The 24,456-nt window shown below is 42.7% G+C and carries 25 protein-coding genes; 6 read left to right on the top strand and 19 right to left on the bottom strand.

What is annotated here, in order from left to right:
* Positions 1–8 precede the first annotated feature (8 nt).
* The 4 genes from ppsR to B8983_RS05040 are packed head-to-tail and all read left to right on the top strand — an operon-like array spanning position 9 to position 4,514.
* The gene (gene ppsR / locus B8983_RS05055; RefSeq protein WP_084283050.1) at positions 9–1,430 is read left to right on the top strand and encodes a transcriptional regulator PpsR; all 1,422 of its coding nucleotides are present in this window, start codon (positions 9–11) and stop codon (positions 1,428–1,430) included.
* A 9-nt stretch (positions 1,431–1,439) separates the two neighbouring features.
* A complete protein-coding gene (locus B8983_RS05050; RefSeq protein ID WP_084283049.1) occupies positions 1,440–2,126 on the top strand; it encodes a hypothetical protein in 687 nt (228 codons plus the stop codon).
* On the top strand, positions 2,119–3,606 hold the full coding sequence (gene crtD, locus B8983_RS05045) for a 1-hydroxycarotenoid 3,4-desaturase CrtD (protein WP_084283048.1): 1,488 nt from the start codon (positions 2,119–2,121) through the stop codon (positions 3,604–3,606). Before B8983_RS05050 ends, crtD begins: the two co-directional genes overlap by 8 nt.
* Before the next feature lie 29 nt (positions 3,607–3,635).
* Entirely contained in the window at positions 3,636–4,514 is an 879-nt protein-coding gene (locus tag B8983_RS05040) for a carotenoid 1,2-hydratase family protein (RefSeq protein WP_234986900.1), read from the top strand.
* A 5-nt stretch (positions 4,515–4,519) separates the two neighbouring features.
* Here B8983_RS05040 and B8983_RS05035 read toward each other — a convergent pair whose 3' ends face one another.
* The 15 genes from B8983_RS05035 to B8983_RS13995 form a co-directional block, all read right to left on the bottom strand.
* Positions 4,520–5,623, bottom strand: coding sequence for a phytoene/squalene synthase family protein (locus tag B8983_RS05035; protein WP_234986899.1), 1,104 nt, complete (start codon positions 5,621–5,623; stop codon positions 4,520–4,522).
* 4 nt (positions 5,624–5,627) lie between these two features.
* Positions 5,628–7,169, bottom strand: a complete 1,542-nt coding sequence (locus B8983_RS05030) for a phytoene desaturase (protein WP_084283047.1) — start codon at positions 7,167–7,169, stop codon at positions 5,628–5,630.
* A gap of 62 nt (positions 7,170–7,231) precedes the next feature.
* Complete coding sequence (pufC, locus tag B8983_RS05025; RefSeq protein WP_084283046.1) at positions 7,232–8,287, bottom strand: photosynthetic reaction center cytochrome PufC; 1,056 nt, start codon at positions 8,285–8,287, stop codon at positions 7,232–7,234.
* Positions 8,287–9,279: a photosynthetic reaction center subunit M gene (pufM, locus tag B8983_RS05020; RefSeq protein ID WP_234986898.1), complete on the bottom strand. Its 993-nt coding sequence runs from the start codon at positions 9,277–9,279 to the stop codon at positions 8,287–8,289. The genes pufC and pufM overlap by 1 nt, the downstream gene beginning before the upstream one ends.
* Before the next feature lie 19 nt (positions 9,280–9,298).
* Positions 9,299–10,120 (bottom strand): photosynthetic reaction center subunit L, encoded by an 822-nt coding sequence (pufL, locus tag B8983_RS05015; protein WP_084283044.1) that lies wholly within the window; start codon positions 10,118–10,120, stop codon positions 9,299–9,301.
* An 83-nt stretch (positions 10,121–10,203) separates the two neighbouring features.
* Positions 10,204–10,377, bottom strand: a complete 174-nt coding sequence (gene pufA, locus B8983_RS05010) for a light-harvesting antenna LH1, alpha subunit (protein ID WP_084283043.1) — start codon at positions 10,375–10,377, stop codon at positions 10,204–10,206.
* A 10-nt stretch (positions 10,378–10,387) separates the two neighbouring features.
* The gene (locus tag B8983_RS14000; protein WP_084283042.1) at positions 10,388–10,609 is read right to left on the bottom strand and encodes a hypothetical protein; all 222 of its coding nucleotides are present in this window, start codon (positions 10,607–10,609) and stop codon (positions 10,388–10,390) included.
* Positions 10,610–10,640: 31 nt separating this feature from the next.
* Positions 10,641–10,787 carry a light-harvesting antenna LH1, beta subunit gene (pufB, locus tag B8983_RS05000; RefSeq protein WP_084283041.1) on the bottom strand — a complete coding sequence of 49 codons (147 nt, stop codon included), beginning with the start codon at positions 10,785–10,787 and terminating at the stop codon, positions 10,641–10,643.
* A gap of 114 nt (positions 10,788–10,901) precedes the next feature.
* Positions 10,902–12,359: a chlorophyllide a reductase subunit Z gene (bchZ, locus tag B8983_RS04995; protein ID WP_084283040.1), complete on the bottom strand. Its 1,458-nt coding sequence runs from the start codon at positions 12,357–12,359 to the stop codon at positions 10,902–10,904.
* On the bottom strand, positions 12,359–13,888 hold the full coding sequence (gene bchY / locus B8983_RS04990) for a chlorophyllide a reductase subunit Y (RefSeq protein WP_084283039.1): 1,530 nt from the start codon (positions 13,886–13,888) through the stop codon (positions 12,359–12,361). Before bchY ends, bchZ begins: the two co-directional genes overlap by 1 nt.
* 4 nt (positions 13,889–13,892) lie before the next feature.
* Positions 13,893–14,897, bottom strand: coding sequence for a chlorophyllide a reductase iron protein subunit X (locus B8983_RS04985; protein ID WP_084283038.1), 1,005 nt, complete (start codon positions 14,895–14,897; stop codon positions 13,893–13,895).
* Positions 14,897–15,835 (bottom strand): chlorophyll synthesis pathway protein BchC, encoded by a 939-nt coding sequence (bchC, locus tag B8983_RS04980; protein ID WP_084283037.1) that lies wholly within the window; start codon positions 15,833–15,835, stop codon positions 14,897–14,899. Before bchC ends, B8983_RS04985 begins: the two co-directional genes overlap by 1 nt.
* Before the next feature lie 112 nt (positions 15,836–15,947).
* On the bottom strand, positions 15,948–17,111 hold the full coding sequence (locus B8983_RS04975) for a methyltransferase (RefSeq protein WP_084283036.1): 1,164 nt from the start codon (positions 17,109–17,111) through the stop codon (positions 15,948–15,950).
* A 1-nt stretch (position 17,112) separates the two neighbouring features.
* The gene (locus B8983_RS04970; RefSeq protein WP_084283035.1) at positions 17,113–18,021 is read right to left on the bottom strand and encodes a polyprenyl synthetase family protein; all 909 of its coding nucleotides are present in this window, start codon (positions 18,019–18,021) and stop codon (positions 17,113–17,115) included.
* 149 nt (positions 18,022–18,170) lie between these two features.
* Positions 18,171–18,308 carry a hypothetical protein gene (locus B8983_RS13995; protein ID WP_159460817.1) on the bottom strand — a complete coding sequence of 46 codons (138 nt, stop codon included), beginning with the start codon at positions 18,306–18,308 and terminating at the stop codon, positions 18,171–18,173.
* 35 nt (positions 18,309–18,343) lie between these two features.
* Here B8983_RS13995 and B8983_RS04965 point away from each other — a divergent pair, with 35 nt between their 5' ends.
* A complete protein-coding gene (locus B8983_RS04965; RefSeq protein ID WP_084283034.1) occupies positions 18,344–19,240 on the top strand; it encodes an alpha/beta fold hydrolase in 897 nt (298 codons plus the stop codon).
* Between the two features lie 40 nt (positions 19,241–19,280).
* Complete coding sequence (locus tag B8983_RS14265; RefSeq protein ID WP_255372799.1) at positions 19,281–19,409, top strand: hypothetical protein; 129 nt, start codon at positions 19,281–19,283, stop codon at positions 19,407–19,409.
* A 5-nt stretch (positions 19,410–19,414) separates the two neighbouring features.
* On the opposite strand, the gene B8983_RS04960 is transcribed toward B8983_RS14265, so the two are convergent.
* The 4 genes from B8983_RS04960 to B8983_RS04945 form a co-directional block, all read right to left on the bottom strand.
* On the bottom strand, positions 19,415–21,184 hold the full coding sequence (locus tag B8983_RS04960) for a VWA domain-containing protein (protein WP_084283033.1): 1,770 nt from the start codon (positions 21,182–21,184) through the stop codon (positions 19,415–19,417).
* Positions 21,181–22,203 (bottom strand): magnesium chelatase ATPase subunit I, encoded by a 1,023-nt coding sequence (gene bchI, locus B8983_RS04955; protein WP_084283032.1) that lies wholly within the window; start codon positions 22,201–22,203, stop codon positions 21,181–21,183. Before bchI ends, B8983_RS04960 begins: the two co-directional genes overlap by 4 nt.
* A 242-nt stretch (positions 22,204–22,445) precedes the next feature.
* Positions 22,446–22,769 (bottom strand): c-type cytochrome, encoded by a 324-nt coding sequence (locus B8983_RS04950; protein ID WP_084283031.1) that lies wholly within the window; start codon positions 22,767–22,769, stop codon positions 22,446–22,448.
* A 7-nt stretch (positions 22,770–22,776) separates the two neighbouring features.
* A complete protein-coding gene (locus tag B8983_RS04945; RefSeq protein WP_200806870.1) occupies positions 22,777–24,450 on the bottom strand; it encodes a PQQ-dependent dehydrogenase, methanol/ethanol family in 1,674 nt (557 codons plus the stop codon).
* Positions 24,451–24,456: the final 6 nt, after the last annotated feature.

Here is a 24,456-nt window from a genome sequence, read left to right as displayed (position 1 = left end):
TATAAAATATGAATTTTTCAATAAATCCTTTTACACGTCATTTAGAAAATATTGATTCTGAATCGGCCGCTGTTATCGCGTCCCACATTGCAGATACGGTATTTATTCTAGACAGAAAAGGGGTGATTGAAGATGTGATTGACTCCCAAACACCAGGCCTGAACGATTTAAAAGGTTTAATTGGAAAAACATGGGTGGAAACTGCCACCATTGAAAGTACCAAAAAAATTGAATCAATGCTGTCATTAAACGGCGATGAGGGCAATCAAAGATGGCGTCAGATTAATTTAAATTTACCGAATGGCAATTCAGTGCCACTGATGTTCTCTACAGTCCATCTCATCAAAGACGATAAAATTTTAGCTTTTGGACGAGATTTAAGTAATTTAGCAAAACTTCAACAACGCTTAGTAGAAGCACAACAAGCGATTGAAACAGATTACTTAAAATTGCGCTTCGCTGAAGCAAGGTATCGTCAATTATTTGACTTAAGTACGACTGCCCACATCATTATTGAAGCTAGTTCCTTCAGAATCTTAGAAGTAAATCTTGTTGCTCAAAAAATGATGTCAGAGCCGAATAAAAGAATGCAAGGTAAAACCATTGCTGAATTCATTGATATGTCAGATTTTGTAAAATTACAAGATCTACTAAACTCATCACGTAACACCAATATACAAAAAAAGATTGAACTCTGCTTAGCAAAAAATTCCACCAAAGTGGAGTTTAGGTCAAACTTCTTAAGGGAAGACAACCAAACTGTTTTCCTCATTAACATCGTCCCGATTGATGGCAGTGCAACTACTCCTGAGAGCGTGGATCAAGACACACAGAAACTCATTAGTGCTTTAGATGTTTCACCTGATGCTTTTGTGATCTCCGACTCAAATGGCAAAGTAATTTCGGGGAATACGACCTTTTTAAAAATGGTAGGCGTTGAAAATCGCTCTGAAATTACCAACGAATCTTTAGAAAACTGGTTAGGCCGTGGCAATATTGATTTGCGCATCATCCTTAACAATTTAAAAGATAGAGACTCTATCAAGCATTACGCCACAACGATGATTAGTTCCCAGGGAAATAATTTAGATGTGGAAATATCGGCAGTTAAAGTGCCTTCAGTAGAAGGTGGCGTCATCGGATTTAGCGTACGCTCCACAGGCAGTCAAGTGAATAAGCGCAATGAAACAACGAGTGACTTACGAGATTCTGCCGCAAAATTAACTGAGTTAGTTGGTAAAGTTCCATTAAGGGATATTGTGAATGAAACAACCGATATGATTGAAAAATTATGCATTATGTCCGCTTTGGATTTGACAATGAATAATCGTGTTTCAGCTTCAGAGATGTTAGGGCTCTCTCGTCAGAGCCTCTACATTAAGATGCGTCGATTTAATATCATTGATCATAACCCTGCTGAGGATAACTAATCGGCGTTTATGGGTACACAAACCGCTGTCCTATGTCTTATGGGTTATCGGTCTGATTCGATTTATTGGGGCTTAGCAAGATTTGTAGTCGGCAAATACAAGCTCAGAAAAATACCCGGACTTGAATTTTTTAAAATTTTAGGAAGTGGTAAACAAGGTGGATTTGCTGTTGAACCAAGCTTTAAACACCAAGGCTTATTTTGTGTTTTTCAAACAGAAGAGTTCGCTAAAGCGTTTTTAAATACATCCCCCATCATTGAGTCTTATCAACAGCATAGTAATGAGTTTTTTAGTGTCTTATTAAAAACATACTCAAATAGAGGCACGTGGGCAAGTACCGCTTTAACGGAGACTGTTGTAGCGCCTTCACAAGGCCCTATAGCAGCCATTACCCGCGCTTCGATTAAACCCTCAAAAGCATTCTCTTTTTGGCAAAAAGCCCCTCCTGCTGAACTCTCTTTAACCTCTGCTAATGGTTGCTTATTAGCGGCTGGACTCGGCGAAGCACCTTACTTTCGGCAAGCTACATTTACGATTTGGGAGTCTACTGAACAGATGAATCAATATGCTAGAACTGGTGCGCATTTAGCGGCAATCAAAGCAGCGCAGACAGAAGGCTATTTCTCAGAATCAATGTTTACACGCTTTATTCCTATCAATCCGAAAGGGGTTTGGCGGGGGAAAACATATGCCTAAAAAACATCGAGTTGTTATTGTTGGAGGTGGAATAGCTGGTTTAAGCGCCTGCTTAGAACTAGCTCACCAAGGACTTGATGTTACGCTGATTGATCAAGGTGTTGAGGTCGGAGGGAAAATTCGACAACTGCAATCCCAAGAACTCGGCATTGATTCTGGCCCTACTGTATTTACCATGCGCTGGGTATTTGAAGAACTTTTTAAAGCTTGTGATGAATCTTTTGATTTGCATATCAAATCTACCCCTCTGCCTATTTTAGCAAGACACTTTTGGGGGCAAGAAAAACTTGATTTATTTGCCGACCCTAGTCTTAGTACTCAAGCGATTCGTGAATTTTCTAACGCAAAACAAGCGGAGTTGTTTTTAAAATTTTGCCAAACGACTAAAAATGTGTATGAAAGTTTAGAGTCTTCCTATATTTGCGCCAAACGACCAACTCTGACCAGTATGCTCAAAGGTCTTGGTCTCAAGGGTAGTAAGACATTGATGGGGATTGGTCCATTTAAAAATCTTTGGGACGCACTTGAGTATTACTTTCCTGACCCCCGGTTACGGCAATTATTTGCTCGTTATGCGACCTACTGTGGTTCCTCACCTTTCTTAGCGCCTGCGACTTTAATGCTAATTGCCCATGTTGAACTTCAGGGGGTTTGGTCAGTGGATGGTGGCATGATTCAAATTCCTAAAAAAATTGCTGAATTAGCCATCTCTCGTGGGGCAAAAATTATTCATTCTGAAACAATTGAAAAAATTACAATCACCAATCATCAAGCAACTGGAGTGACGCTTTCTGATCAAACATTTTTACCGGCAGATAGTATTATTTTTAATGGTGATGTGAGCGCACTCTATGATGGCCTATTAGGTGATGATGTAAAGTCAGCCGTACCAAAATCCCCTACCGGTCGATCTTTATCAGCTATTACTTGGTCAGTTAGTACGTCAGGTATTACACTCCCACTTACCCGTCATAATGTCTTTTTTGATCAAGAATACGCTAACGAATTCAAAGATATTTTTCATTTACAAACTTTTCCAAAAACGCCAACGGTTTACCTCTGTGCGCAAGATCGCTTAAACAATGAAACAGCGCCAGATTTAGAGCGGATGTTACTTTTAGTCAATGCACCTGCTATTGGCGATTCCCACCCAAACCCTTCGGAAATCTCACGATGCCAAGATCAAGTCCAAACACTACTTTCAAAGAGTGGCTTAACACTAGATTTATCCTCCCCAGCGACGGTTCGAACTACCCCTTGGGATTTTCATCAGCGTTTTCCAGCTACGGGGGGGGCACTGTACGGCATGGCAACCCACGGTTGGATGAGTTCATTCAATCGCCCAAGCTCTCAGTCAAGCATTCGGAATCTATACTTAGCAGGCGGGAGCGTTCATCCGGGCCCGGGAGTGCCGATGGCTACTCTTTCGGGACGCATGGCGGCCGCAACGCTCATGGAGAACCTTGCTTTAACCAAGTAGTTCCAAGTGGTGGTTATTTATGGTGGTATGTGGATGCCATTAGCGACGATGGCCAGCATGGCATTACGATTATCGCTTTTGTCGGTAGTGTATTTTCACCTTACTACGCTTGGGCGAATCAAAAAGCTCCCGCAGATCCGAATAATTATTGCTGTATCAATGTGGCGATTTATACCCCGGGTAAAAAAAGATGGGCGATGACCGAACGAACGAAAACGGCGATGTTCCGAGATGCGGAACATTTTTCGGTGGGGCCGAGTGATTTAACTTGGAATGGGGATGCTCTAACGATTCAAGTCAATGAACGCTCTTTACCGTTTGCCCAAAAAATTAGTGGCAAGATCACGGTCTATCCACAAGGTTTATTTAATTATTCAGTGCCATTAGATACTAATAAAAAACATCGCTGGGGTCCTATTTCACCGACCTCACGAGTAGAGGTAAATCTTCCAAATCCAGGCGTTAAATGGTCAGGTCATGCATATCTTGACTCCAATGAAGGCGACGAGGGTATTCATCATCCTTTTGAAGAGTGGGACTGGGCAAGGGCTACCCTAAAAGATGGCAGTACTGCAGTCATTTATGACGTCAGAGAAAAATCTAGGCAGGAGAATTTACTTTTACTACGATTTACTCCTGCAGGGACAGTTGAAACATTTGCTGAAATCCCACGTCAGAGCTTACCTCTTTCCTTTTGGAGAATCCAGGGACACCTTCGCTCCCAAAAGTCTGTCAAACTTCTTCAAAGCTTTGAAGATACTCCTTTTTATACGCGTTCGATGATTGCTGCCGACTGGCTTGGCGAACCGGTACAAGCGATGCATGAAACGCTGAACATTCCAAGGTTTAGCTCTACGATTGTCAAATGGATGCTACCTTGGAGAATGCCACGCATACCAACTCTTTGAGAAATCTAGGCTTTCGTGTTTTGACTGGCCATTGTCTCAAAGTCTGCAATTCTTCTTAATTCGGTTTTCTCAAGTAAGTTAATTACCCAAACAACCCGTTGTTCGAAGCTTCCTCCATAATGCGCAAATGGATCTTCTGTGGGTACTGTCTTAACTAGGTACTCAATAGAGGGCTCCATGTGTTCATATTCTTTATGAGCACCTCCAAAAATGATGCTGCTTAATGAAAGAATAATTAAGCGTTTTTTGCGTCCACCAGATACAACTGCTCGACTATTTACTGAGTCATAGCCTTGACGTTCAACTACTCGGCCAATTTCTGCATACACTTTACGGGCGGCCATAATGGCGCATCGACAGTCTCTGGGTAAATAGGCAATGCCATTTTGTGAACGTGCATAAAGTTCATCAGCACTCTTTAAAAGTCTCGCAATGACTCTACCTAAAGCAGGTGTAAATTCTGGATTTTTTAACCACTCTTCAGGTGCAATACCTTCTTCCCGAAGCCATTGTCTTGGGAGGTATAACCTGCCATTACGTGCATCCTCCCCAACGTCCCTGGCAATATTCGTGAGTTGCATCGCGAGGCCTAATTCACAAGCGCGTGCTAAGGCTTGATGCGAGCGAACCCCCATAATCAAGGCCATCATCGCGCCTACAGTACCCGCTACTCTCGCCGCATAATCATATACATCTTCCAAGGTTTCGTATTCGCGACCCTGTTTATCCCATAAGAAACCCTCTAGTAAAGCTTCTAACAAAGGTTGTGGAATAGCACATGGTTTGACAACCTTCGCTAACGCTCGATCAGCTGGTATATCGTGGGGTACTCCTTGATAAATACAATTAATTCGTTCTTGCAAAATTGCGATTACATTCTCATCATCAGGACCATCATCCACAATATCATCCATCAAGCGACAGAATGCATATAGCGCAATGGAAGGGGTTCTCACTCGCGATGGCAATACCCTGGATGCCGCAAAAAATGATTTGGAGCCTCCGCGCATTAATTCTTCACATTCTTTGGTATCCAACGAAGCATTACTAACACTTGGGCTCATTAACATGGGGCGCGCAATCAAGGAACTGAAGATATTTTTAAACATATTGTTACCTTTTAACAAGGGATGGAATCACTGAGTCTAGGGCTTTTGCAGAGGATAATACTCCCGGAATTCCTGCTCCAGGATGAGTACTTGCACCCACCATATACAGTCCTTCGACGTCTTCACTAATATTGTGCGGTCTGAACCAAGCACTTTGCAGCAATAATGGCTCTAGTCCAAATGCAGCGCCTTTATACGATAAGAGCCGGTCCTGGAAGTCTTGTGGCGTGGTACAGAATGACTCTGTCAGATGCTCGCCTAAATTCGGCAAAATAGTATCTTCTAACATTTTTTGTACCGATTGCCGATACGTTTCGACTTGTTCTGACCAATCAGTACCACTATCTAAATGTGACACGGGTGACAAGACATAAAAAGTATCATGCCCGTCCGGCGCCATTGACGGGTCAGTTGCGGTTGGACGATGCAAGTACAAACTAAAGTCTTTGGGTAAGTGATGTTTTTTGAAAATATCTTTTAACAAAGACTCATATCGATTGCCCATTAACATCGTATGGTGGGTAACTTCTTCATAACGTTTATTGGTGCCAAAATACCAAACAAATAGACTCATGGAATATTTACCGCGAGCAATTTTTCGATCTGTCCAGTGCTTACGATACTTCACATCTACTAAATTTTTATAAGTCCAAGCAGAGTCTGCATTAGAGACTACTTTGTCCGCATACAAAACTTTACCATCAGCTAAAGTAACGCCAGTTACTCCATGCTCATTGATATTGATTTTTTTCACTTCACTGTCATAACGAATTCTGACACCTAATCCGTCTAATAACTTCACCATTCCTTTAATTAATTCGCCGGTACCCCCCATTACAGAGTGGACACCTCCTTTTTGCTCCAAAGCATTAATTAAGGCATATACAGCCGTGACTGAAAAAGGATTGCCCCCAATAAGTAAAGGATGAAAACTCATTACTTCTCGGAGTTGGGGGTCTTTGATATGTCTAGCAACTAAAGTATAGATACTCTCCCAAGCTCGCATCTTATACATATTTGGCAAGGTTTTGATCAGTGTCCATAATTTAGTAAAGGCGATTGCTGATAGATCTTCAAATCCTAAGCGATAACATTTTTCTGCTTCTTTTAAAAAACGTCGATACCCTTCGACATCCTTTGGTGAAAACTTGTTAATTTCTTGTTCCATCTCTGTGCGATCACCTGTGTAGTTAAACACTCGCCCATTTAAAAACCGTACTTGATAAAAAGGATTCATCAAGCGCAAGTCCACTTCATCGCTCATTTTTTTACCGCACATCTCCCATAACTCTTCGAGTAAAAATGGCGCGGTGATAATGGTTGGCCCAGCATCAAACACATAGCCATTGCGTCGATAGACATAAGCTCTGCCGCCAGGTGTATCGAGCTTTTCTAGCACCGTTACTTCATACCCTTTGAGAGACAACCGAATAGCCGCAGCAAGTCCACCAAAGCCAGAGCCAATCACGATGACACGTGATTTGGAGGGGTGTGGATCATCCGCATTTAAGCTGGCAATCTTAAATCGATCAACTTGTGCGTCCATATAAATCCTTTAAAAAAATGGCGCCCGAAGGCGCCAAAGACAGCGCTACAACACCGGTAAAGCTATTTCATTGCAACCGATGTGGATTTACCACTATCGATTACTACAGCTTGTTGTTTCTTTGGACCCGTAAGATAAGGATAATCACTTAGCATACTGACCCCATATAATGGTTTATTAACACCTTGATGACATGTAGCACAATTTGCTTTGGCCACGTCTCCTGTTGGACCCAATCTTGCCTGAGGGAAAGTACTGGTTAGTGGCAACATATAATCGTTATTCACATCTTTTAACATCTGGATAGCATGCCAAGCTTGTGATCTTTGTGGACGACTTTGATCCCAATCACTAAATATCCGAGAGTTGTGGCAATAGGTACAATTCACACCAAGAGATTTTGAAAGATGATTCATGAAGCTATAAACCGTCTCAGTTTCCTGAATAGTCTTTTTATTACCAGTTGGCAAGAAAGTTTGCCCCTGAATCCTTGCAGGATTATTTTCTAAGATATATTTAGAAAACGGCTCATTCGGCATCGAGGTATATGCGGTACTTTGTTTTGGATCATTCTGACCATTCAAATTTCCTAACATATGCCCACCAGCCTGCTCAGGTGATTTAAACCAGACATTTTGTGGAATATTATTACCCCGATGGCAGGTATAACAAGTAACACCTGTTTCCTTAACGTGGGACTGCCAACCGGTATTGATACCCTGTGTCATTTGAATCATTTTGCGTGCGACAATTTTTGTATATTTTGAGTCTTCAGCAAAATTTGCAGGATTATGGCAATAGGTACAACCTTCAGCTGGTGCAACCCAACTAGACATCGAAACCATAAAAGTCGTGAACTGTGCAACGCTCAAGTTGTTTAATACTTGTACGTTTTTATACACTTTCCCCGCTTTATCACCTTCAGCAGGTGCTAGTCCCATCGAAGCTGGCGCTTTATTGAGATTCACTAAAGTCGCCTCAGTTCTTGGATTTTTGATATCAGCCATTGCCGTACCTCTAAAACCAAGCTGAGTAGAGTCAATTGGCGGACGCTCACAGGCTGTTAGTAGCACAACTAGACCGCATAGCGCTGCCAAAGAATAAAGTCTATTTTTCATTATTTCCCTCCTTGAACTGGGGGTACAAACGCAGGGGTTGTGAGGGATGGATCAGTCACGTGCGTTGGGGGATAAGCTGGCACCATATTATGGTGTTGCGCCCATAAGTACCAGTTTTCAACGACCGTACCAGTTAACAAAATACCAATGCCGCCCGTTAAAGTTGTCAGAACTGCAAACCACCAGGCCCAATAGTGAATCGATTCCATCGTTGCATTGAAGCCCATCGTCCATCTCCAAAATAATGCGGCTCTTTCAGAAGCAGTACCACGATCAACAATTTGCTCAATCTCGCGCTCACCACCGTAACGACTTACGGCCAGAATCGTTGCCCCATGCATTGCAAATAGCAACACTGATCCATACAAAAAGAAGATGGAAAGCATATGGAATGGGTTATAGAACAGATTGCCATAACGAATAGATAATGCAGCAGTCCAGTCCAGGTGAGAGAAAATGCCGTATGGAACAGCTTCACTCCAACGTCCCATTAAGATAGGGCGGAATAAGCCTAGTACCAAAAAGAGCCAAATTGCGGAAGCAAATGCCCATGCAATATGAGTGCCTTGACCTAGAGCAATAGCTCTGCGATAGGTTCTCATCCACCAGAGTAGGACAGAAATAATCAGAAAGAGGCCCACGATAAGAAACCAACCACCCTCCCATAAAGGTGGCATTCTTAAGCCATATTGTGGTGCTGGTGGGTCTAAGGAAAGCCAAAACAAATTCCGTACAAATTTAATCGGACTCCAACCAACCTGCGCCCAAAAATTCATCCCAATAAGAACAAAAGCTAAGGCTCCAAATATAAGGGAAGCCAAACCTAATCTTCCCAAATAAATAGGTCCGATTTGAGCATTGCCAATACGCCCCATCAAGGTATTGAAAAAAGCACCCTTACCACGCTCGCGTTGATCATAGTCATCTAGGGGGATGCCATGACTAATTGGGCCACGTACTTGAACTCGAGTAAAAAGATTTTGATAATTCATTATTTTCTCCAGTCCTTAATTAATTCCAAATTGGCATATTTAGCCACCATGTCCACCACTCTGGCCAGCCTTTGGTCCAGAACGGTCCGCTGATAATGATACAAACAGCGCTCCAAAATACCGCCGCAAGAGCTAAGAATAGGCCAACTCGGTGAATCCCTAAGGTTCCAACGGAGTAGCCAATAATATCTCTGAAAAATGTATCTTCGTGCTCAGGGGTTTTGACCACGCCATCGGAAGGATTCGTAGACGACAAGATCAAGGCACCATGCAAACCTAGCGCTAAGGTCGTTGTAAAGAACAGTGACACGGCAATCATATGAGCGGGGTTATAGTGAAAATGTAAATACTGATAACCGGTATTGGATACCCAATCTAAGTGACTCATAATGCCGTAGGGAAAACCATGTCCCCAAGCACCCATCATAATTGGTCGAATCACATTCAAGGTAAAGTAAGCAAATACGGCAAAGCCATAGGCGATAGGTACATGAAAACCAATACCTAACTTACGACAAATCTCGACCTCTCGCATGAGCCATGAACCAAATGCGCCTAAAGCACAAATGGTCACTATCTGCCAAATACCACCTTCATGCATGGGTGCTGGAGCTAAGCCAAGGGCAATATCTGGGGGCGCAATATTTATTTGCCAAAAATTAAAAACACCATTATGAGCAGCACCCCACATAATCATCGCCGTCCCTAAGAAGGCAAAGAAAATAGTAGTAATGCCAAAAAATCCGACAAAAAATGGTCCGACCCAAAAATCAAATAAGTCGCCACCAATTAAGGTTCCACCGCGTACGCGGTACTTTCTTTCAAAATTGAGCATCGCCATTTTGCTCTCGCTTATATAAAATTGTTACAAAAGAATTAGTGCTTGGGATAGTCTAAAAAGCCTATCCCAAGGCTTTTTACAAATTACTTCGCTGCAGCACGTGACTGCAAATACTGCGCTTGACTCATACCATCTAACCATTTGTACTGGTTGGTGCTTAACAAAATCAAGTGAATCATTGCTGCTAGTGCGAACAAGAAAACTCCTTGTGCGACCATTGCACGTAATGGGTCGTATAGTTTCCAAACTCTCCACATAGTCTTTCTCCTAAATCAAATAAGACATAAAGCTATAAACACCTACTCTCACAGAGTCGATAAACGAGTGACCGCTTTCGGCACCAGGAAGAGAAAACTTCCATTTATGAGGTAGGAATACCGTAAAAAGTGCCACCACCAGGCAAATTGAAAAACACAAAACATAAATTAATTTAAAGGACATAGAGTCACTTTGAATTGTTTTTGAGAAAGAATCTTTACTAAGTTGCATGATAGTTTTCCTTTTTAAATATTGGTTTAAATCAATTAAACCAAGGACGCCATGCCCAAACGAGGATGTGCGCTACTACGGCGATTGCTGCAAAGCCGACAAGTCCCTGTACATAAAATGTGTGGAACTCTTGAGCTTCCGCATCGGATAAACCAGATATAGATCTGTTTTCAGCCATGTTGATTACTCCATAAAAAAGCCTTGCGGCATCTACCACACACACCCCGTGTAGCTTGGGGATACGGCTTAACTACACCATATTTTTTAGACCCAATCGTTACCTTGATTGTTTTCATTTAGCAATAACCATGCCAAGTGATGTCTGTAATTCTTCTAGCCGCGCTGTACTAACTACTTGCTCTCCATGGAGTCGAGCTTCCCTTTCTGCACGATCACGAATCTTCTTAGCAACTGAGATTTGAGTGAGTACTGGTTGAGAATCAACCATTTCTTGCAGAAGGATTTGTGCCTTTTCTTCCCACGGTAAGTTGTGAAGCTGCCCCTCTTTTGCCAGAGTAGCTTCAACCTTATCTAATTCAGTCCCAAGAGGAATGATGTGGAATAAAGCATCGAATAATGCATTACAAAATTCTTGAATAATATAAGTTGCGCCTGCGTACCCCATAAAAGGCGTACCAGTATGTCTGCGAATAATTGCACCTGGAAAAGAAGCTGGTATATATGCTGCTCTTCCACCAACTTCAGCTGAGTACATTCTTTCGTTGTAACTACCAAAAATCACTAAAGGTGTTTTGGTTTGTACGAGCTCTCTAATTTGCGCATTATCTGTTTTTTCACCAGGCTTACGCGGTACTGCAAAATTACAAGGCAAACCCATTTCATCTTCTAAGAAATGACGTAACCCTCGGGTATAGGTTTCATTAGCCACGACACCGAAAGATCCTGTACCAAAGAAATCTTGTGTCACCGAACGCCATAAATCCCAAATAGGTTTTAGAGTAGTATGCTTTTCTTTCGCAATAAATGGTTCTGGATCTAAGCCAAGTAACTCACCTAAACTACGTAAAAATTTGGTAGTGCTGTGCATACCAATTGGAGCTTGCAAATAAGGCCGCTCTAAGCCTTCACAGAGTAAACGACCAAATTCACGATACATACAAATATTGACATCTGCCTCCACCAATCGGGAAACATCAGCTAAGTGACTGGATAGCGGAAATACCAAATTAATTTCTGCGCCGATACCAGTTACCAAGCGCTTAATCTCTGCTAAATCACTATACATATTAAAGGTGCCATAGCAGGGGCCAATAATATTTACCCGTGGCTTTTCACCTTCTTTTTTGGCAGGTCGTTCTGGTATATGCTTCATGCCATATTCAGTCCATAACCAATACATGGCACGATTCGCACTTTGCCACTGATCTTCGTCAATGGTACGTGGTAAAAATCGGGCGATATTCATACCTTCAGGCGTTACGCCACCACCGATCATTTCGGCAATTGAACCTGTGACAACCACAGAAGGCAGATCTGGATCAAGTACTTTATGGGCGCGCTTCATCGACTCTTCAGTACCCTCACGACCCAGTTGCTCTTCCCCGAGACCAGTAACAACGATTGGCAATTCGTGAGGTGGCAAAGCATCGGTATAGTGCAAAACCGAGGTCACTGGTAAATTTTCACAGCCAACAGGGCCGTCAATAACGACTTGTAACCCTTTAATTGCGGTGAAGACATAGACAGCTCCCCAATAGCCACCGGCACGATCGTGATCAATAACGAACATTAACCCATCTCCTCCGCTTTACGTTTTTTGGCAAGTTTCTCCATACGACGACGCGTATCTGCTTTAAAGTCAGGGCGATCTTGCGGTATTTCATCCCATACACCCGCTGCGTGGTCATGCCCAACGTCCGTAAAAAATGCTTCCATCGTGTCAAAACGCTCTTTATTGCCAATCGCTGCATTGATGACTTGCGCGAGTGATCCAGCGCCCATGACGCCCATCAATGGTCTGGCTGAAATCAAATTCGTAAAATACAAACCTGGAATGGCAGACTGTTTTGCTTTTTGCACAACCGGCGTAGTTCCAATCACTAAATCAGGCTGAAACTCTTTCATGGCAGCTAAATCTTGTTCTAGTGATGAACGATATTGAACATGAACACCGCGAGACTCTAACCAGGTTAGATCATCTGCACTCCAAGGAGTTTTAGGACAAGCGGTTCCAACATAACGAACATCAGCACCACTTTCAATGAGTAATCTTGCTACTAATAACTCTGAACCTTCATAACCACTCATCGTGATTCGGCCTTTAATCGGCTTAGCAGCTAAGGCACTTTTGATCGCTGGTAAAAATTTATTTTGTGCATTGGCAATCATATCTGCTGATACGTTGCAGGATTTTCCTATTTGTTCGAGCCATGAGGCTGTTCCTTCATAGCCAATCGGGGCTGAACCAACCACTTTTCTACCAGCAGCTTCGAATTCACGAATACTGGCGGTGTAAAAAGGATGAATCGCTGCTACAGCTGCACAATCCAAGGCTTGATAGAGTTCCCGCCATTCTCTCGTTGGTACTACTGGACCTGCTGCAAGACCCATCGGCTCAAGCATCATGCCAATACCAATTGGATCCACAGGGAACATTTCACCAAGTAAAGTAATCGTAGGCTTTGAAGATAAGCCCGTTCTTGGTGCTGTCACTGGACCTGCCTGAGCCTCTGCTCTAGCAAATTTCAACATGGCGCCAGCTAGGACATCTTTTGCTTCAGCATGAGTAGGCACCCCAAATCCTGGTACATCGATTCCGATGATACGAACACCATTAATCTCTTTAGGTAACAACTGTAGTGGTACACCACTTGCTGTTGGCACACATAAATTAATGATGACGATAGCATCATACTTATCAGGATTTGCTTCTTGATGAACCGCGTCACGAATATCTTCGAATAACTTTCCAGTCACTAAACTCTCAGAATTAAACGGCACATAACCAACACTTCTGCGCGCTCCGTAAAAATGCGATGTAAAGGTTAAACCGTAAACACAGCATGCAGAACCTGACAAAATAGTGGCTGTGCGACGCATTCTTAAGCCTACACGCAACGAGCCAAAAGCAGGACACATACTTTGCGGTTGGTCGTGAGGGCCCTTTGGATAATCTTTAGCGTATTGATTTAATACTTCAGATTTATTGGCCTTGCGTGCAGCATCTAACATCTGCTCCGCACCCGAGTGACAACCCATACCATCCGACGTTAAAGTCTCTTGGTTGGCAATAATTGGAATTATTTTATGATCGCTCATGGTCTTATACTTTGTCGTAGACCACTTCTAAGGATTCTTTAACAATCTCATCCTTACCAACCATATCAAATAAAGTAGCTGGTTCTAAGACAACATTTCGCCCAACTTGATCCGCTGAAAACAGCCCTAGTAATTCATCTTGAGTGAGTGGTTTAGGTCTAACAGGTGGCGCAGTCGCTACGTTCAAACCTAATTCAGCAAATAAGCTACCCCACTCACTGTCTGGCGTGCCAATAATTTCATAGTTAGCGCTTTTGCGACGAATATCATCATTTGCCGGGATTGCAGACAAGACTGGAATACCAACTTTTTCTGCGAAGGCTGCTGCCTCTCCTGTGCCGTCATCCTTATTAATGACCATACCGGCTACACCGACATTACCACCCAATTTACGGAAATATTCAACTGCAGAACAAACGTTATTCGCCACATATAGTGATTGCAAATCATTACTTCCTACTACGATCACTTTTTGACACATATCTCTAGCAATTGGTAAACCAAAGCCACCGCAGACCACATCTCCCAAGAAATCAAGGAGAACATAGTCAAATCCCCAATCATGAAAGCCTAGCTTTTCTAAGGTTTCGAAACCATGAATAATTCCTCTACCACCACAACCACGACCGACCTCAGGACCGCCTAATTCCATGGCAAACACACCATCACGCTTAAAGCAAACGTCACCAATTTCGACATTTTCGCCAGCAAGCTTTTTCTTCGATGAAGTTTCAATAATCGTTGGACAAGCCTTACCACCAAATAACAAGGAGGTAGTATCACTCTTTGGATCGCAGCCAATTAATAATACTTTTTTACCTTGCTGAGCCATCATGTAGGACAGATTCGACAAAGTGAAACTTTTACCAATGCCACCTTTGCCATAAATTGCAATAATTTGTGTTTCTTTCGTCACTGGACCAGTTGGCACTGGAGAAGGCTCAATTGCAGCCTCTTGCTTTAAGTTCATAAACTGAATCGTTGCTTGTGTTGGAATCGGTGTATTCATTATTTCTGTCTCCAATCTAAAATCATTTTTAAGCAGTTGCTATCGCCAAATGCAGTTTGATAGGCATACTGCGCTTCTTTTGGTGTTGATGTATTCGTAATAAGGCCAGCCAAGGAAAGCTGTTTTGAATCAATTAATTCTTTGACTGCGATAAGGTCTTGAGGTTGCCATTGTGCGGCGATTCTCATCCGCATTTCTTTCATAAATGCAGGGGCAAACAGAAAGGAAATAGCTTGGTCGTAAAACCCAGCAAGTACCAGTTCTCCATTCATACTTAATTGGCTGATGAGCGTATTGACTAAACCGGCATCACCACTCGCATCAATGATAATTGGGTACTTTTTACTGGCATCTTGCTCTCTAGGGTGCACTACTTGATAACCCTCAGCTCCTGCCATACGAGCACTATTCGTCTCCAAGACAACAGGCGATTTTCCTTTTGCCACTGCAATTCTTGCGAGCAATCGGCCTACTACACCATGCCCGACGATTAAATCTGGCTGATTTTCTGGTAAGCCCTGTGTTGCATGATATGCAGTTGCCGCCAAAGCCAACAATACGCCTTCTGCACCGATCTGTTCGTCTAGTTGGATTACTCGCTCTTGTGGCACCACAACGTGCGAGGAAGCGCCGCCAAATAAGCCACGAACATCACCAAAGCATTTGGCACCAGGCACAAATACGGTGTCACCTACTTGATATTGGGAATTTTTTGTGACCTCAATCACTTTGCCGACTGACTCATAGCCTGGGACTAGTGGGTAGCCCATACCCGGAAAATGGGGCATCTTACCACTCCAGAGGAGTTTTTCAGTACCCGTGCTGATGCCACTATACTCAATCTCTACAGCTATTTGACCTTCTACTAAATCATCTATCGATAATTGAGCAAGTTCAATTTGCTTTGGTTGCTGAATGAGAATCGCAGTAGCTTTCACATAATCCCTAGTAATTTTTTCTTAACTGAACAACTTTATGTATATTAAAACTTACAACACAATATGTAAACAAATATATACACTTATTTTGCATTGGTAATCAGTATTTACCCTAATAACCCGCAAGTAAAACTTGTGCATTAATCGCCATTTTGGTTTTTACGACCTTAAATTGACTAAAACCTGCAAGCGTCAACAACTGCTTTAAATCCTCTGTAGAGCGTGGTTTGCCACGGCCCATCGCTAACAAATACATACCGAAATAGGCTTGTCCCATGGCTGGTATTTCAGGTGTATCCGCCATTGGCTCAGCAATTAATAAAACACCACCCTTTGGTAATGTTTCTCTAATTTTTTTGAGTAAATGAAGAACTCGGTTGTCGTCATGATCAAAAATTACCCGAATGAGGGTAATAATGTCCGCACCCTTTGGCAAAGTATCTTCAAAAAAGTTACCACCAATACAGTCAACTCGGTTCGCAATTGGAGATTGCTTAAATTGCTCTTGCGCCAGATTCGCCACACCAGGCAAATCAAATAGTTGCATTTCTAAATTTGGTGCGTGGGGCGCAACTAGTCTCAGAAAGGTACCTTGACCACCACCAATATCCAAATGCGTGTGGTGTTTGGAAAAATCATAAGCCTCAATCACCTCGTCTGCCACTAAAGGCAATGAATCTGACATCAACTTCGAATACTCAGATACTTTTTCACTGTCGGACAAGGACCTTAACTCTTCCTCCTGTTCAGTGATATAGGGCCAGTATTGCTCTAGAATTTTTTTTCGAGGATCACCCCTCAGCAAGGACAGTGGATCTCTTAAATCCTCGTATAAGGCAGTGTGATGCAAAATCATGCTACATAATGCATCGTTATTTACCATGGGCGCTCCTAAACGTCCTAGCCCATAACGTTGATTTGATCGTCTTTCAAGTAATTCCAGTGACTCTGCAGCTAGCAATAGTCTTTCAAGTCCTTTAGGTGGCAAGGGAATTAAGCTTAATAATTCCTCTTGGGATTTAGGCCCATCAGCCAATTTTTGAAACAATTCAACTTGCACACAAGCTAATAAGATTTGTGAATAAACAAATCCTGCCATTAAATCAAATACATCATTTGCGCGCGTCTTAGAAATTGATCTGAAAATCGGGATGCCAGCGGCTAGACGCTGAAACGATCTTTTGGCAATTTGGCGGTCTTTCCAAATGACGATCTGATCGAAGATTGAATAAGTCACACCCGGCTCGCTCGCTTGGAAAGGTAGAGTTTTAGACATCTTAATGCGCTACTTTTTTCTTTTTTAATGTACGAGCACGCACATTGTTTCTTTGATACAAAGCATTTGGCACCAAACGCTCAGATTCTAATGCCACCAATTTTCTGAGCATGGGCGCTCCTGGGCACTCGGGAACTGAGTCTACCGCTTTTGCGACGAGGCCATCAAAGTATTCCACGGCACCGGACAAACCTAACTCACGCGTAGCACTTGGTCGATCCAATTCTTCATCTTTGCCGACGGGTTTACCCATCGATTGCATGTCACCAATGACATCCCGAATATCATCAGCAACTTGGTAAGCCTCTCCTAAGCTATCACCCAGTAATTGCCAAGGCTTAGGGTCTGCTCCAGCACTAATAGCGCCAGCTGAGGTTGCCGCCGTAAATAGGGCCCCCGTTTTAGCTTGTTGATAGACTCTTAAAGAAACCTTGCTTTCGCACTCCCAAGCTTGACCAGCAATAATGCCGTGTGGAGCACCGACACCACTCATAATCGTATTTAATACAGGGGCTAAGCGATTTAAAGACTGACTTGCTGCACTCACCAGACCTTGAAAGGCCATCACGATTAAGGCATCACCGGTTAAGACAGCAATCCGCTCGCCATAAGCTGCGTGAATAGTTGGTAAACCACGCCTTAAATCAGCGTTATCAAAGCAAGGTAAATCATCGTGTACTAGAGACCCACAATGTAAAAGTTCAATAGCAACTGCAGCTCCCATGGCTAATTTTGGATCATCATTGCCATTTGCCGCGGCTACAGCCAAGGTCAATTGCGGACGAATCCGAGCTCCGCCAGGAAAAACAGCATGTCGAATCGCATTTTTGAGAAGTTCAGGTCCTGTAGGGTCCTCAAAGTTCTTTAACGTATGGTCGATGGCATGTTCAATTAGTTCTTTGGGGGACATAAACTCTCCTTACAACAGAAAAGATGACTGTAAATTTATAAATACATATAATGATGTAAATAAATATAGACACTATCAATACTACTGTCAACCTAAATCCTGTCAGATGAGGTAAGGGTTTATATCTAGAAGGAACTTACTGTAATTTTTTATGAAGAGGTATCTTGCTTGTTTTCACGTTCTTTGCGCAGTTTTTTTAATTCTCTGAGTTGCCACCCAGCGAACAATAAAACGCCACCAAAGCACAAAATGACTTCAATCAGAATAATTGGAAAATGACTCAACATGAGGAAAATACATTTTTTTAGTGTTTAAAAGTATCATGATATCGAATCCAGCTCGCATCCCATATCAATGGCCGAATAGAACCTTTAGTGAGTCTACTCAGGTCGGCAATCTGCATTGGCATTATCAAATCTGTCGCCACCCAAACCCATTAGCACCTTCCATTCTTTTAATCCACGGTACCGGATCCTCTGCGCACTCATGGCACATCATCTTTAATCAACTCCGAGAAACTTATACAGTCATTGCCCCAGATCTACCTGGTCATGGCTTTACTCAAGGAGCGACGAAGGCACAATTACATATTGATCAAATGGCTGTTGAGCTCAAACAACTGTTAGAAGCTATCGAGTTATGGATGCCAGATACCATCGTTGGTCATTCGGCAGGAGCAAATTGTGGCCTCAATTTAGCAACACTCAGCAAGGCGTACCCCAAAGTGCTACTCGGGTTAAATCCTTCTTTTGTAAGCCCACCGACGGCCTACAACTACTTTATGGCGCCATTCATCAATCCGATTGCAACCTCTAGTATGTTGGCGAATTTCTTATCACAGACGCTTGGACTCACCAAGATGATTGATAAATTATTAGACTCTACCAATTCGATTTTGCAAGAACATCAGCGGGTTCATTACCGTTATTTATTTCAACAAGCTTCGCACATTCACGGCTCAATGAATTTTATGGCAGCCAGTGATATTCCGGCCCTACTCCGTAAAAGTAGTACCCTCAAGAGTGCCATGACCTTTTTAATGACCGAAGATGATCCATGGATACCACAAGTAAGTTTGCAGCCCGTGCTGCAAAAATACTTTCCAACAGCAGAATTATTCATCAAAAAAGGAGGTCACCTTTTTCATGAAATTCACCCCACGGAAACAAGTGACTTGATAGCTCAAGCGACTCAAGAGGCAATCAGTAGTAAAGATTAAGATAGACTTTTATAACAAAGACAATACGAGGAGAACGAAGATGGATTTAAGCACCATTGCAGCCGTAATTATTATGATTTTTGGCTTAGGAATTTTTGTGAGAGCATGGGTTAAAGGGAATCAGTCCATGAAAACATTTGACAAACATAAAAACGAGCCATCGGAATAATTGAATTACTTTGATAGTTGCTTGGCAACTGCAGCAACTTTCGCTGATTTACCTTGTGGCAGGGGTACATAAAACGCTCCAAGCGCATCCGCAACTAATTTTGCGTTCGCTTGTGGCATGATAGCTGTATCCACTAAGATACTTTTAATCCCAAAACCACGATATACATTTGCCGCCTGCAAGGCATCTGTAAATGCTTGTTCTCGCCCCCCTAATCCCGCCAGCGAAACGTTCGCACGTGCATCAGTCATCAATACCATCATCGGTGTTTGACCGTTGTTTTGAATCTGCGCTAGAAAATTGCCAGCTGCATGAATGGCTAAAGCGAGTGGCGTACCACCACCACCTGGCATCATCGTTAATAGACGTTTCGCACGCACCAATGACCTCGTTGGAGGCAAAATTAATTCGGCACGATTCGTTCTAAAAGTCATTAAAGCCACTTCATCTCTGCGCACATAACATTGCGCCAGCAATAACTCGACGGCACCCTTTGCTTCCGATAAGCGCTCAAGCGCACTTGATCCAGAGGCATCCACCACGAAGAGCGTCAGAGTCGTTTTACGTTGCTCAAACCTTTTGATGTGGATATCTTCTGGCAATATTTTAAAAGCCATTGTTTGGTTTGGATCTTGGCGACGAATTTTTTGCCAAGGACTTGCGGCTTGTAATGTTTTCAGAAAATCTATTTTCTGACCTGACTTTCTCACCCCTTTTCTAGCAGGCAAAGGAAAGCCACGGACATAACTCATCTGTGTACTACCAGATTTTCCTTGTTGCTGTTGCATGGCTCGATGCGCAACTCGACCTGACACAATCGAATCCAAAATATCAGCCGGTAAATAAGCTTTGGCTGCTTCTATCAACATTTCCTCTAAATCTTCTTGAGGAATATTCTTTGGATCGTTCGCGTCTGTCTGCTCAGTCTCAGAGGGCTCATGTGGTTCCTCTGGCGCAGGTTCTGGCTCTTGCTCAGGCTCTGGGGGTGGAGGTTCTGCCGCTTGGTCTTTTTCTGACTCCTCAGGCATGCTTGGTAAAGCAGTGATTCGGTGGGTAAATACCAGTCGAATGGCAGTTTGAATATCTTCTACAGTAGGAACGTCAACGCCGCGTATGGCAGTCAACGCTCGTACCGTCTTCACCACAAATAAAACAGCTCGAATTGAAGTTATACCAAATGCGAGCCCAGTACGAACAATACTTTCGATAGTTTCAGTTGCAATCACAAGCTGTTGATAATCTTGTTGTATCTTCTCAATGCTTGGGAGTGTATTGGCTTCGATTGGATCGATGACAAAATAAGACAGTCCATCAAACCGTATTTGAAATGCACACCGGTCTAAAATTTTTTGGGCAACCCCAGCTTCATCCGGGGTACTTTCATCAAACACTGCCATCCCATAGTTACTAGAGGAAGCGTCAAAAGACTGGGTTATATAACTAACAGAGGCAGATCGTAAGCGCTCAGCCATTGTCAGTTTTAATAATCGGATCTGTTGATTTTCTAAGATGCCTAGTTGATAAACGGGAGATCCATGCTCGAGCGTTTTGGAAAGGTCAATACCGCCCAATAAAGCTTCATCGTCAACACTCGACGGAACAGTCACAATCCTAGACTTACCAAATAACTCTTGAGTAAATTGCCACCAACGATTGCGCACATCACTCGCAGAAGACTTTACCCAAACACCTCCAAAGCCATGCGGATCAACTGAGAGCAATTGTGCAATCAATAAGGCATCTTGCCAAACCTGAACGGCTTGTTCAGTTTTCATTGAATGATTTCTTCGATTGCTCGTTCAACCCTCGCTGAAGATCCTGTATCGTCTAGTGGATCACGCCGTAAACGATGTCTTAACGCCAAGGGGGCTACTGCCTTCAAATGCTGAATATCTGCGTGCTTTTTACCTTGATAAGCAGCTAAAGCCCGCATCGTCCGCATCATGGTTAATTCACCTCGCAAACCATCAGCACCCAAATGTGCGCAGAGTGTCGAGGCTTTTATTAATAATTCATCACTGATTTCAACACGTTCTAATCTTTTTTTAGATTGAACAATGTGCTTTTGTATCTCTAAATCTTGCTCTGCCCATTTTGCAATAAATTGCTCTCGATCGCGCTCAAACGCTTCCCGACGCTTAATAATTTCAATTCTCTGTAACACGTCAGTAGGGGTTCGGACTTCAACGGACATACCGTATCGATCAAGTAGTTGTGGACGCAACTCACCCTCCTCAGGATTGCCACTACCAATCAACACAAATTTCGCTGGATGTTTCACACTTAATCCATCCCGCTCAACCACATTTTCTCCGGAAGCTGCCACATCAATTAACAAATCTACCAAATGGTCTTCTAAAAGATTTACTTCATCAATGTATAAAAAGCCACGATTTGCCTTCGCCAGTAATCCAGGCTCAAAAGATTTAACACCTTGCGATAATGCTTTTTCTAGATCAATGGATCCAACCACGCGATCCTCCGTAGACCCAAGTGGCAGGTCCACGACGGGTGTATTAATCACATCTACTTTTAATTTAATCCCGTTACGTTTCTTATCTTCGCATTCACTGCATAAAACACTCAATGCAGGATCGCAATGGTATTTACAAAGACTGACTGCCTTGATAGGTGGCAAGAGTGCGGCAAGCGATCTAACGACGGTCGACTTTCCGGTTCCTCGATCTCCTAACATCAGGACCCCGCCTATATTAGGGTCGATTGTTGAAAGAATTAAGGCCAGTTTCATTTCATCTTGGCCAACAATGGCTGAAAAGGGAAAACTAAATGACATAGGTGTGTCTCTGATGTTGTATTAGATACATAATAATCAAAATCATACTAACTTCAAAAAGTTTCTTTAAAAATAGCGTACAGAGTTCTTAAAGATTCGGTTTAAAACAACCGGGTCAGTATGTAGAAAGAGACATTGACCATCATTCCGTAATTTACCGAATGATGGTCAATCTTTTCAGAACTTCAGAGAAAAATACTCTTTCATATTTCTGCTATGAAGAGAATCGCAAACATCTCTTCTTATTTTTTTTCACCAGCCATTACATAAGCCCATAAGGTGGCGATTTCTTCTTTATTGAAGAGACCACCCCAGGGTGGCATTCCATTCTTACCATTTGTCACCGAATAAAAAAATCGATTTTTTTGTTCAGGTGGAAAGATTCTTAAATCAAATGCGCCCTGAGGATCTGCCATCTGAGGACCATGACAGGGAGAGCAATTTTGTGCATAAATTGCCCTTCCCTTCTCAATCGATTCTTTTGAAAACACTTCCTCTTGTGCCATAGCAAAACCACAGGCTAGGGTGCTGAATACAACTACGGTTGTTATTTTTTTAAAATACATTAAATACTCACTCCATTAAAGCAAAAGTCCAAATTGAGCCCATTTTAGGAATATCAGGTAAGCCCCTAGTTCCTGAAACAACCCCGCCTAGACCCGATAAGATGGTAACGTATTGTTTACCATTTTTTGACCAAGTGATTGGATTGGAGTTGATACCTGAAGGTGTCTTAAACTCCCAAACAATTTCACCTTTATCGGAGTCAATGGCGATCACCTCACCAGTATGTTTGCCGGTAAATAATAAACCGCCACCGGTTGCAATGATCGATGCACCACCTACCTGGCCAATTAACGGCAAACGCCATTTAGGTTTTGCAGTTAGCGGATCAATCGCCTCAATATGACCCGCTACTGTATCTGGGTTAATTGGAGAATAAGAATTCTCAACCCCTTGATATCTAAATCCTGGCTTAAATTCTGCCAGTGGCACAAATCGATAGTTTGAGTAGGCGTGATTGGTTGTGGCATACACTAACCCTGTGTTTGGATTAAAGGCAACGTGCGGCCAATTTTTGGCACCGCGAACGCTAGGCCACATCTCAATTTTCTCGCCAGCTCTTAACCTTTTGGTGTCTTCAGATTCTACGGGACGCCCTGTTGCCATATCTACATGGGTAGCCCAAGTCACTTTCTCGTAAGGCTTAGCAGAAATCAATTTACCATTGGTTCTATCTAATACATACAAAAAGCCATTACGATTAAGTTGCATGAGTACTTTTCTATTTTGGCCTTCAACTTTAATATCAGCTAGAACTAGTTCGAAGACGGTATCCCAGTCAAAAACATCGTTAGGGACAGCTTGATAATGCCAAACAATCTCTCCAGTACTTGGACGAATCGCCAAAATCGAAGCAGAATATAAATTATCTCCCTTTCTGTTGGTAGGATTCCATGGTCCAGCATTACCAGTTCCCCAATAGGCAAGATCTAATTCCGGATCGTAAGAACCTGTGATCCAAGCACTTCCGCCACCATTCTTATAAGATTCGGATGGAATCCAAGTTTCGTGACCTTTTTCGCCAGGTCCTGGAATGGTCCAACGACGCCATAAATGTTTACCCGTTTCAGGTTCCCAACCATCAATGAAACAACGCGCACCAAACTCAGCACCAGAACAACCGGTCATCAAAACGCCATTAGCTAAAAGTGGTGCTGCAGTTAAGGAGTAGCCTTGTTTCCAATCTGCTGCCTTTTGCTTCCAAATTTGCTTACCTGTTTTTTGATCAAGTGCCATCACATGGGCATCTAAAGTGGTTCTTAAGACCATGCCTTTATAAAGCGCAACACCTTTATTGGAAATACCACAACAGACGACCCTAGGGGTATCTGGATCAAAGTCAACCGGTGTTCTCCATAACTGCTTACCAGATACAGCATCAATGGCAATCGTCCACTTCGCATCACTGACATACATCACGCCATCATGAATCATTGGCTGTGCTTGTTCGCCCGTATCGTTTTCCATGCCGACACTCCATACCGGCACGAGTTTTTTAACGGTATTTTTATTAATTTGACTTAAAGGGCTATATCGATTTTGGTTATACCCCATACCATAGGTAAGAACCTCATCCGTGGAGCCCGTTTTTCCGTTAGCGATCAAATCCTGATTAGTCTGTGCAAAGGCACTTAAACTGATTGAGCAAACGATCGCAAGAGTAGTAAATATTTTTTTCATCATCGTCTT

The sequence above is a fragment of the Polynucleobacter kasalickyi genome (assembly GCF_900176405.1).
Taxonomy (GTDB): Bacteria; Pseudomonadota; Gammaproteobacteria; order Burkholderiales; family Burkholderiaceae; genus Polynucleobacter; species Polynucleobacter kasalickyi.
Note: the sequence above shows the minus strand (reverse complement) of the source record. Positions and strands in the feature narration are given on the sequence as shown.

Excerpts from the sequence above, each read along its gene's own strand:
- ppsR (WP_084283050.1), top strand. The coding sequence starts at position 9 with ATGAATTTTTCAATAAATCCTTTTACACGTCATTTAGAAAATATTGAT.
- B8983_RS05050 (WP_084283049.1), top strand. The coding sequence starts at position 1,440 with ATGGGTACACAAACCGCTGTCCTATGTCTTATGGGTTATCGGTCTGAT.
- crtD (WP_084283048.1), top strand. The coding sequence starts at position 2,119 with ATGCCTAAAAAACATCGAGTTGTTATTGTTGGAGGTGGAATAGCTGGT.
- B8983_RS05035 (WP_234986899.1), bottom strand. The coding sequence starts at position 5,623 with ATGTTTAAAAATATCTTCAGTTCCTTGATTGCGCGCCCCATGTTAATG.
- B8983_RS05030 (WP_084283047.1), bottom strand. The coding sequence starts at position 7,169 with ATGGACGCACAAGTTGATCGATTTAAGATTGCCAGCTTAAATGCGGAT.
- pufC (WP_084283046.1), bottom strand. The coding sequence starts at position 8,287 with ATGAAAAATAGACTTTATTCTTTGGCAGCGCTATGCGGTCTAGTTGTG.
- pufM (WP_234986898.1), bottom strand. The coding sequence starts at position 9,279 with ATGAATTATCAAAATCTTTTTACTCGAGTTCAAGTACGTGGCCCAATT.
- pufL (WP_084283044.1), bottom strand. The coding sequence starts at position 10,120 with ATGGCGATGCTCAATTTTGAAAGAAAGTACCGCGTACGCGGTGGAACC.
- pufA (WP_084283043.1), bottom strand. The coding sequence starts at position 10,377 with ATGTGGAGAGTTTGGAAACTATACGACCCATTACGTGCAATGGTCGCA.
- B8983_RS14000 (WP_084283042.1), bottom strand. The coding sequence starts at position 10,609 with ATGCAACTTAGTAAAGATTCTTTCTCAAAAACAATTCAAAGTGACTCT.
- pufB (WP_084283041.1), bottom strand. The coding sequence starts at position 10,787 with ATGGCTGAAAACAGATCTATATCTGGTTTATCCGATGCGGAAGCTCAA.
- bchZ (WP_084283040.1), bottom strand. The coding sequence starts at position 12,359 with ATGTTCGTTATTGATCACGATCGTGCCGGTGGCTATTGGGGAGCTGTC.
- bchY (WP_084283039.1), bottom strand. The coding sequence starts at position 13,888 with ATGAGCGATCATAAAATAATTCCAATTATTGCCAACCAAGAGACTTTA.
- B8983_RS04985 (WP_084283038.1), bottom strand. The coding sequence starts at position 14,897 with ATGAATACACCGATTCCAACACAAGCAACGATTCAGTTTATGAACTTA.
- B8983_RS04975 (WP_084283036.1), bottom strand. The coding sequence starts at position 17,111 with ATGTCTAAAACTCTACCTTTCCAAGCGAGCGAGCCGGGTGTGACTTAT.
- B8983_RS04970 (WP_084283035.1), bottom strand. The coding sequence starts at position 18,021 with ATGTCCCCCAAAGAACTAATTGAACATGCCATCGACCATACGTTAAAG.
- B8983_RS13995 (WP_159460817.1), bottom strand. The coding sequence starts at position 18,308 with ATGTTGAGTCATTTTCCAATTATTCTGATTGAAGTCATTTTGTGCTTT.
- B8983_RS04965 (WP_084283034.1), top strand. The coding sequence starts at position 18,344 with ATGATATCGAATCCAGCTCGCATCCCATATCAATGGCCGAATAGAACC.
- B8983_RS14265 (WP_255372799.1), top strand. The coding sequence starts at position 19,281 with ATGGATTTAAGCACCATTGCAGCCGTAATTATTATGATTTTTGGCTTA.
- B8983_RS04960 (WP_084283033.1), bottom strand. The coding sequence starts at position 21,184 with ATGAAAACTGAACAAGCCGTTCAGGTTTGGCAAGATGCCTTATTGATT.
- bchI (WP_084283032.1), bottom strand. The coding sequence starts at position 22,203 with ATGTCATTTAGTTTTCCCTTTTCAGCCATTGTTGGCCAAGATGAAATG.
- B8983_RS04950 (WP_084283031.1), bottom strand. The coding sequence starts at position 22,769 with ATGTATTTTAAAAAAATAACAACCGTAGTTGTATTCAGCACCCTAGCC.
- B8983_RS04945 (WP_200806870.1), bottom strand. The coding sequence starts at position 24,450 with ATGATGAAAAAAATATTTACTACTCTTGCGATCGTTTGCTCAATCAGT.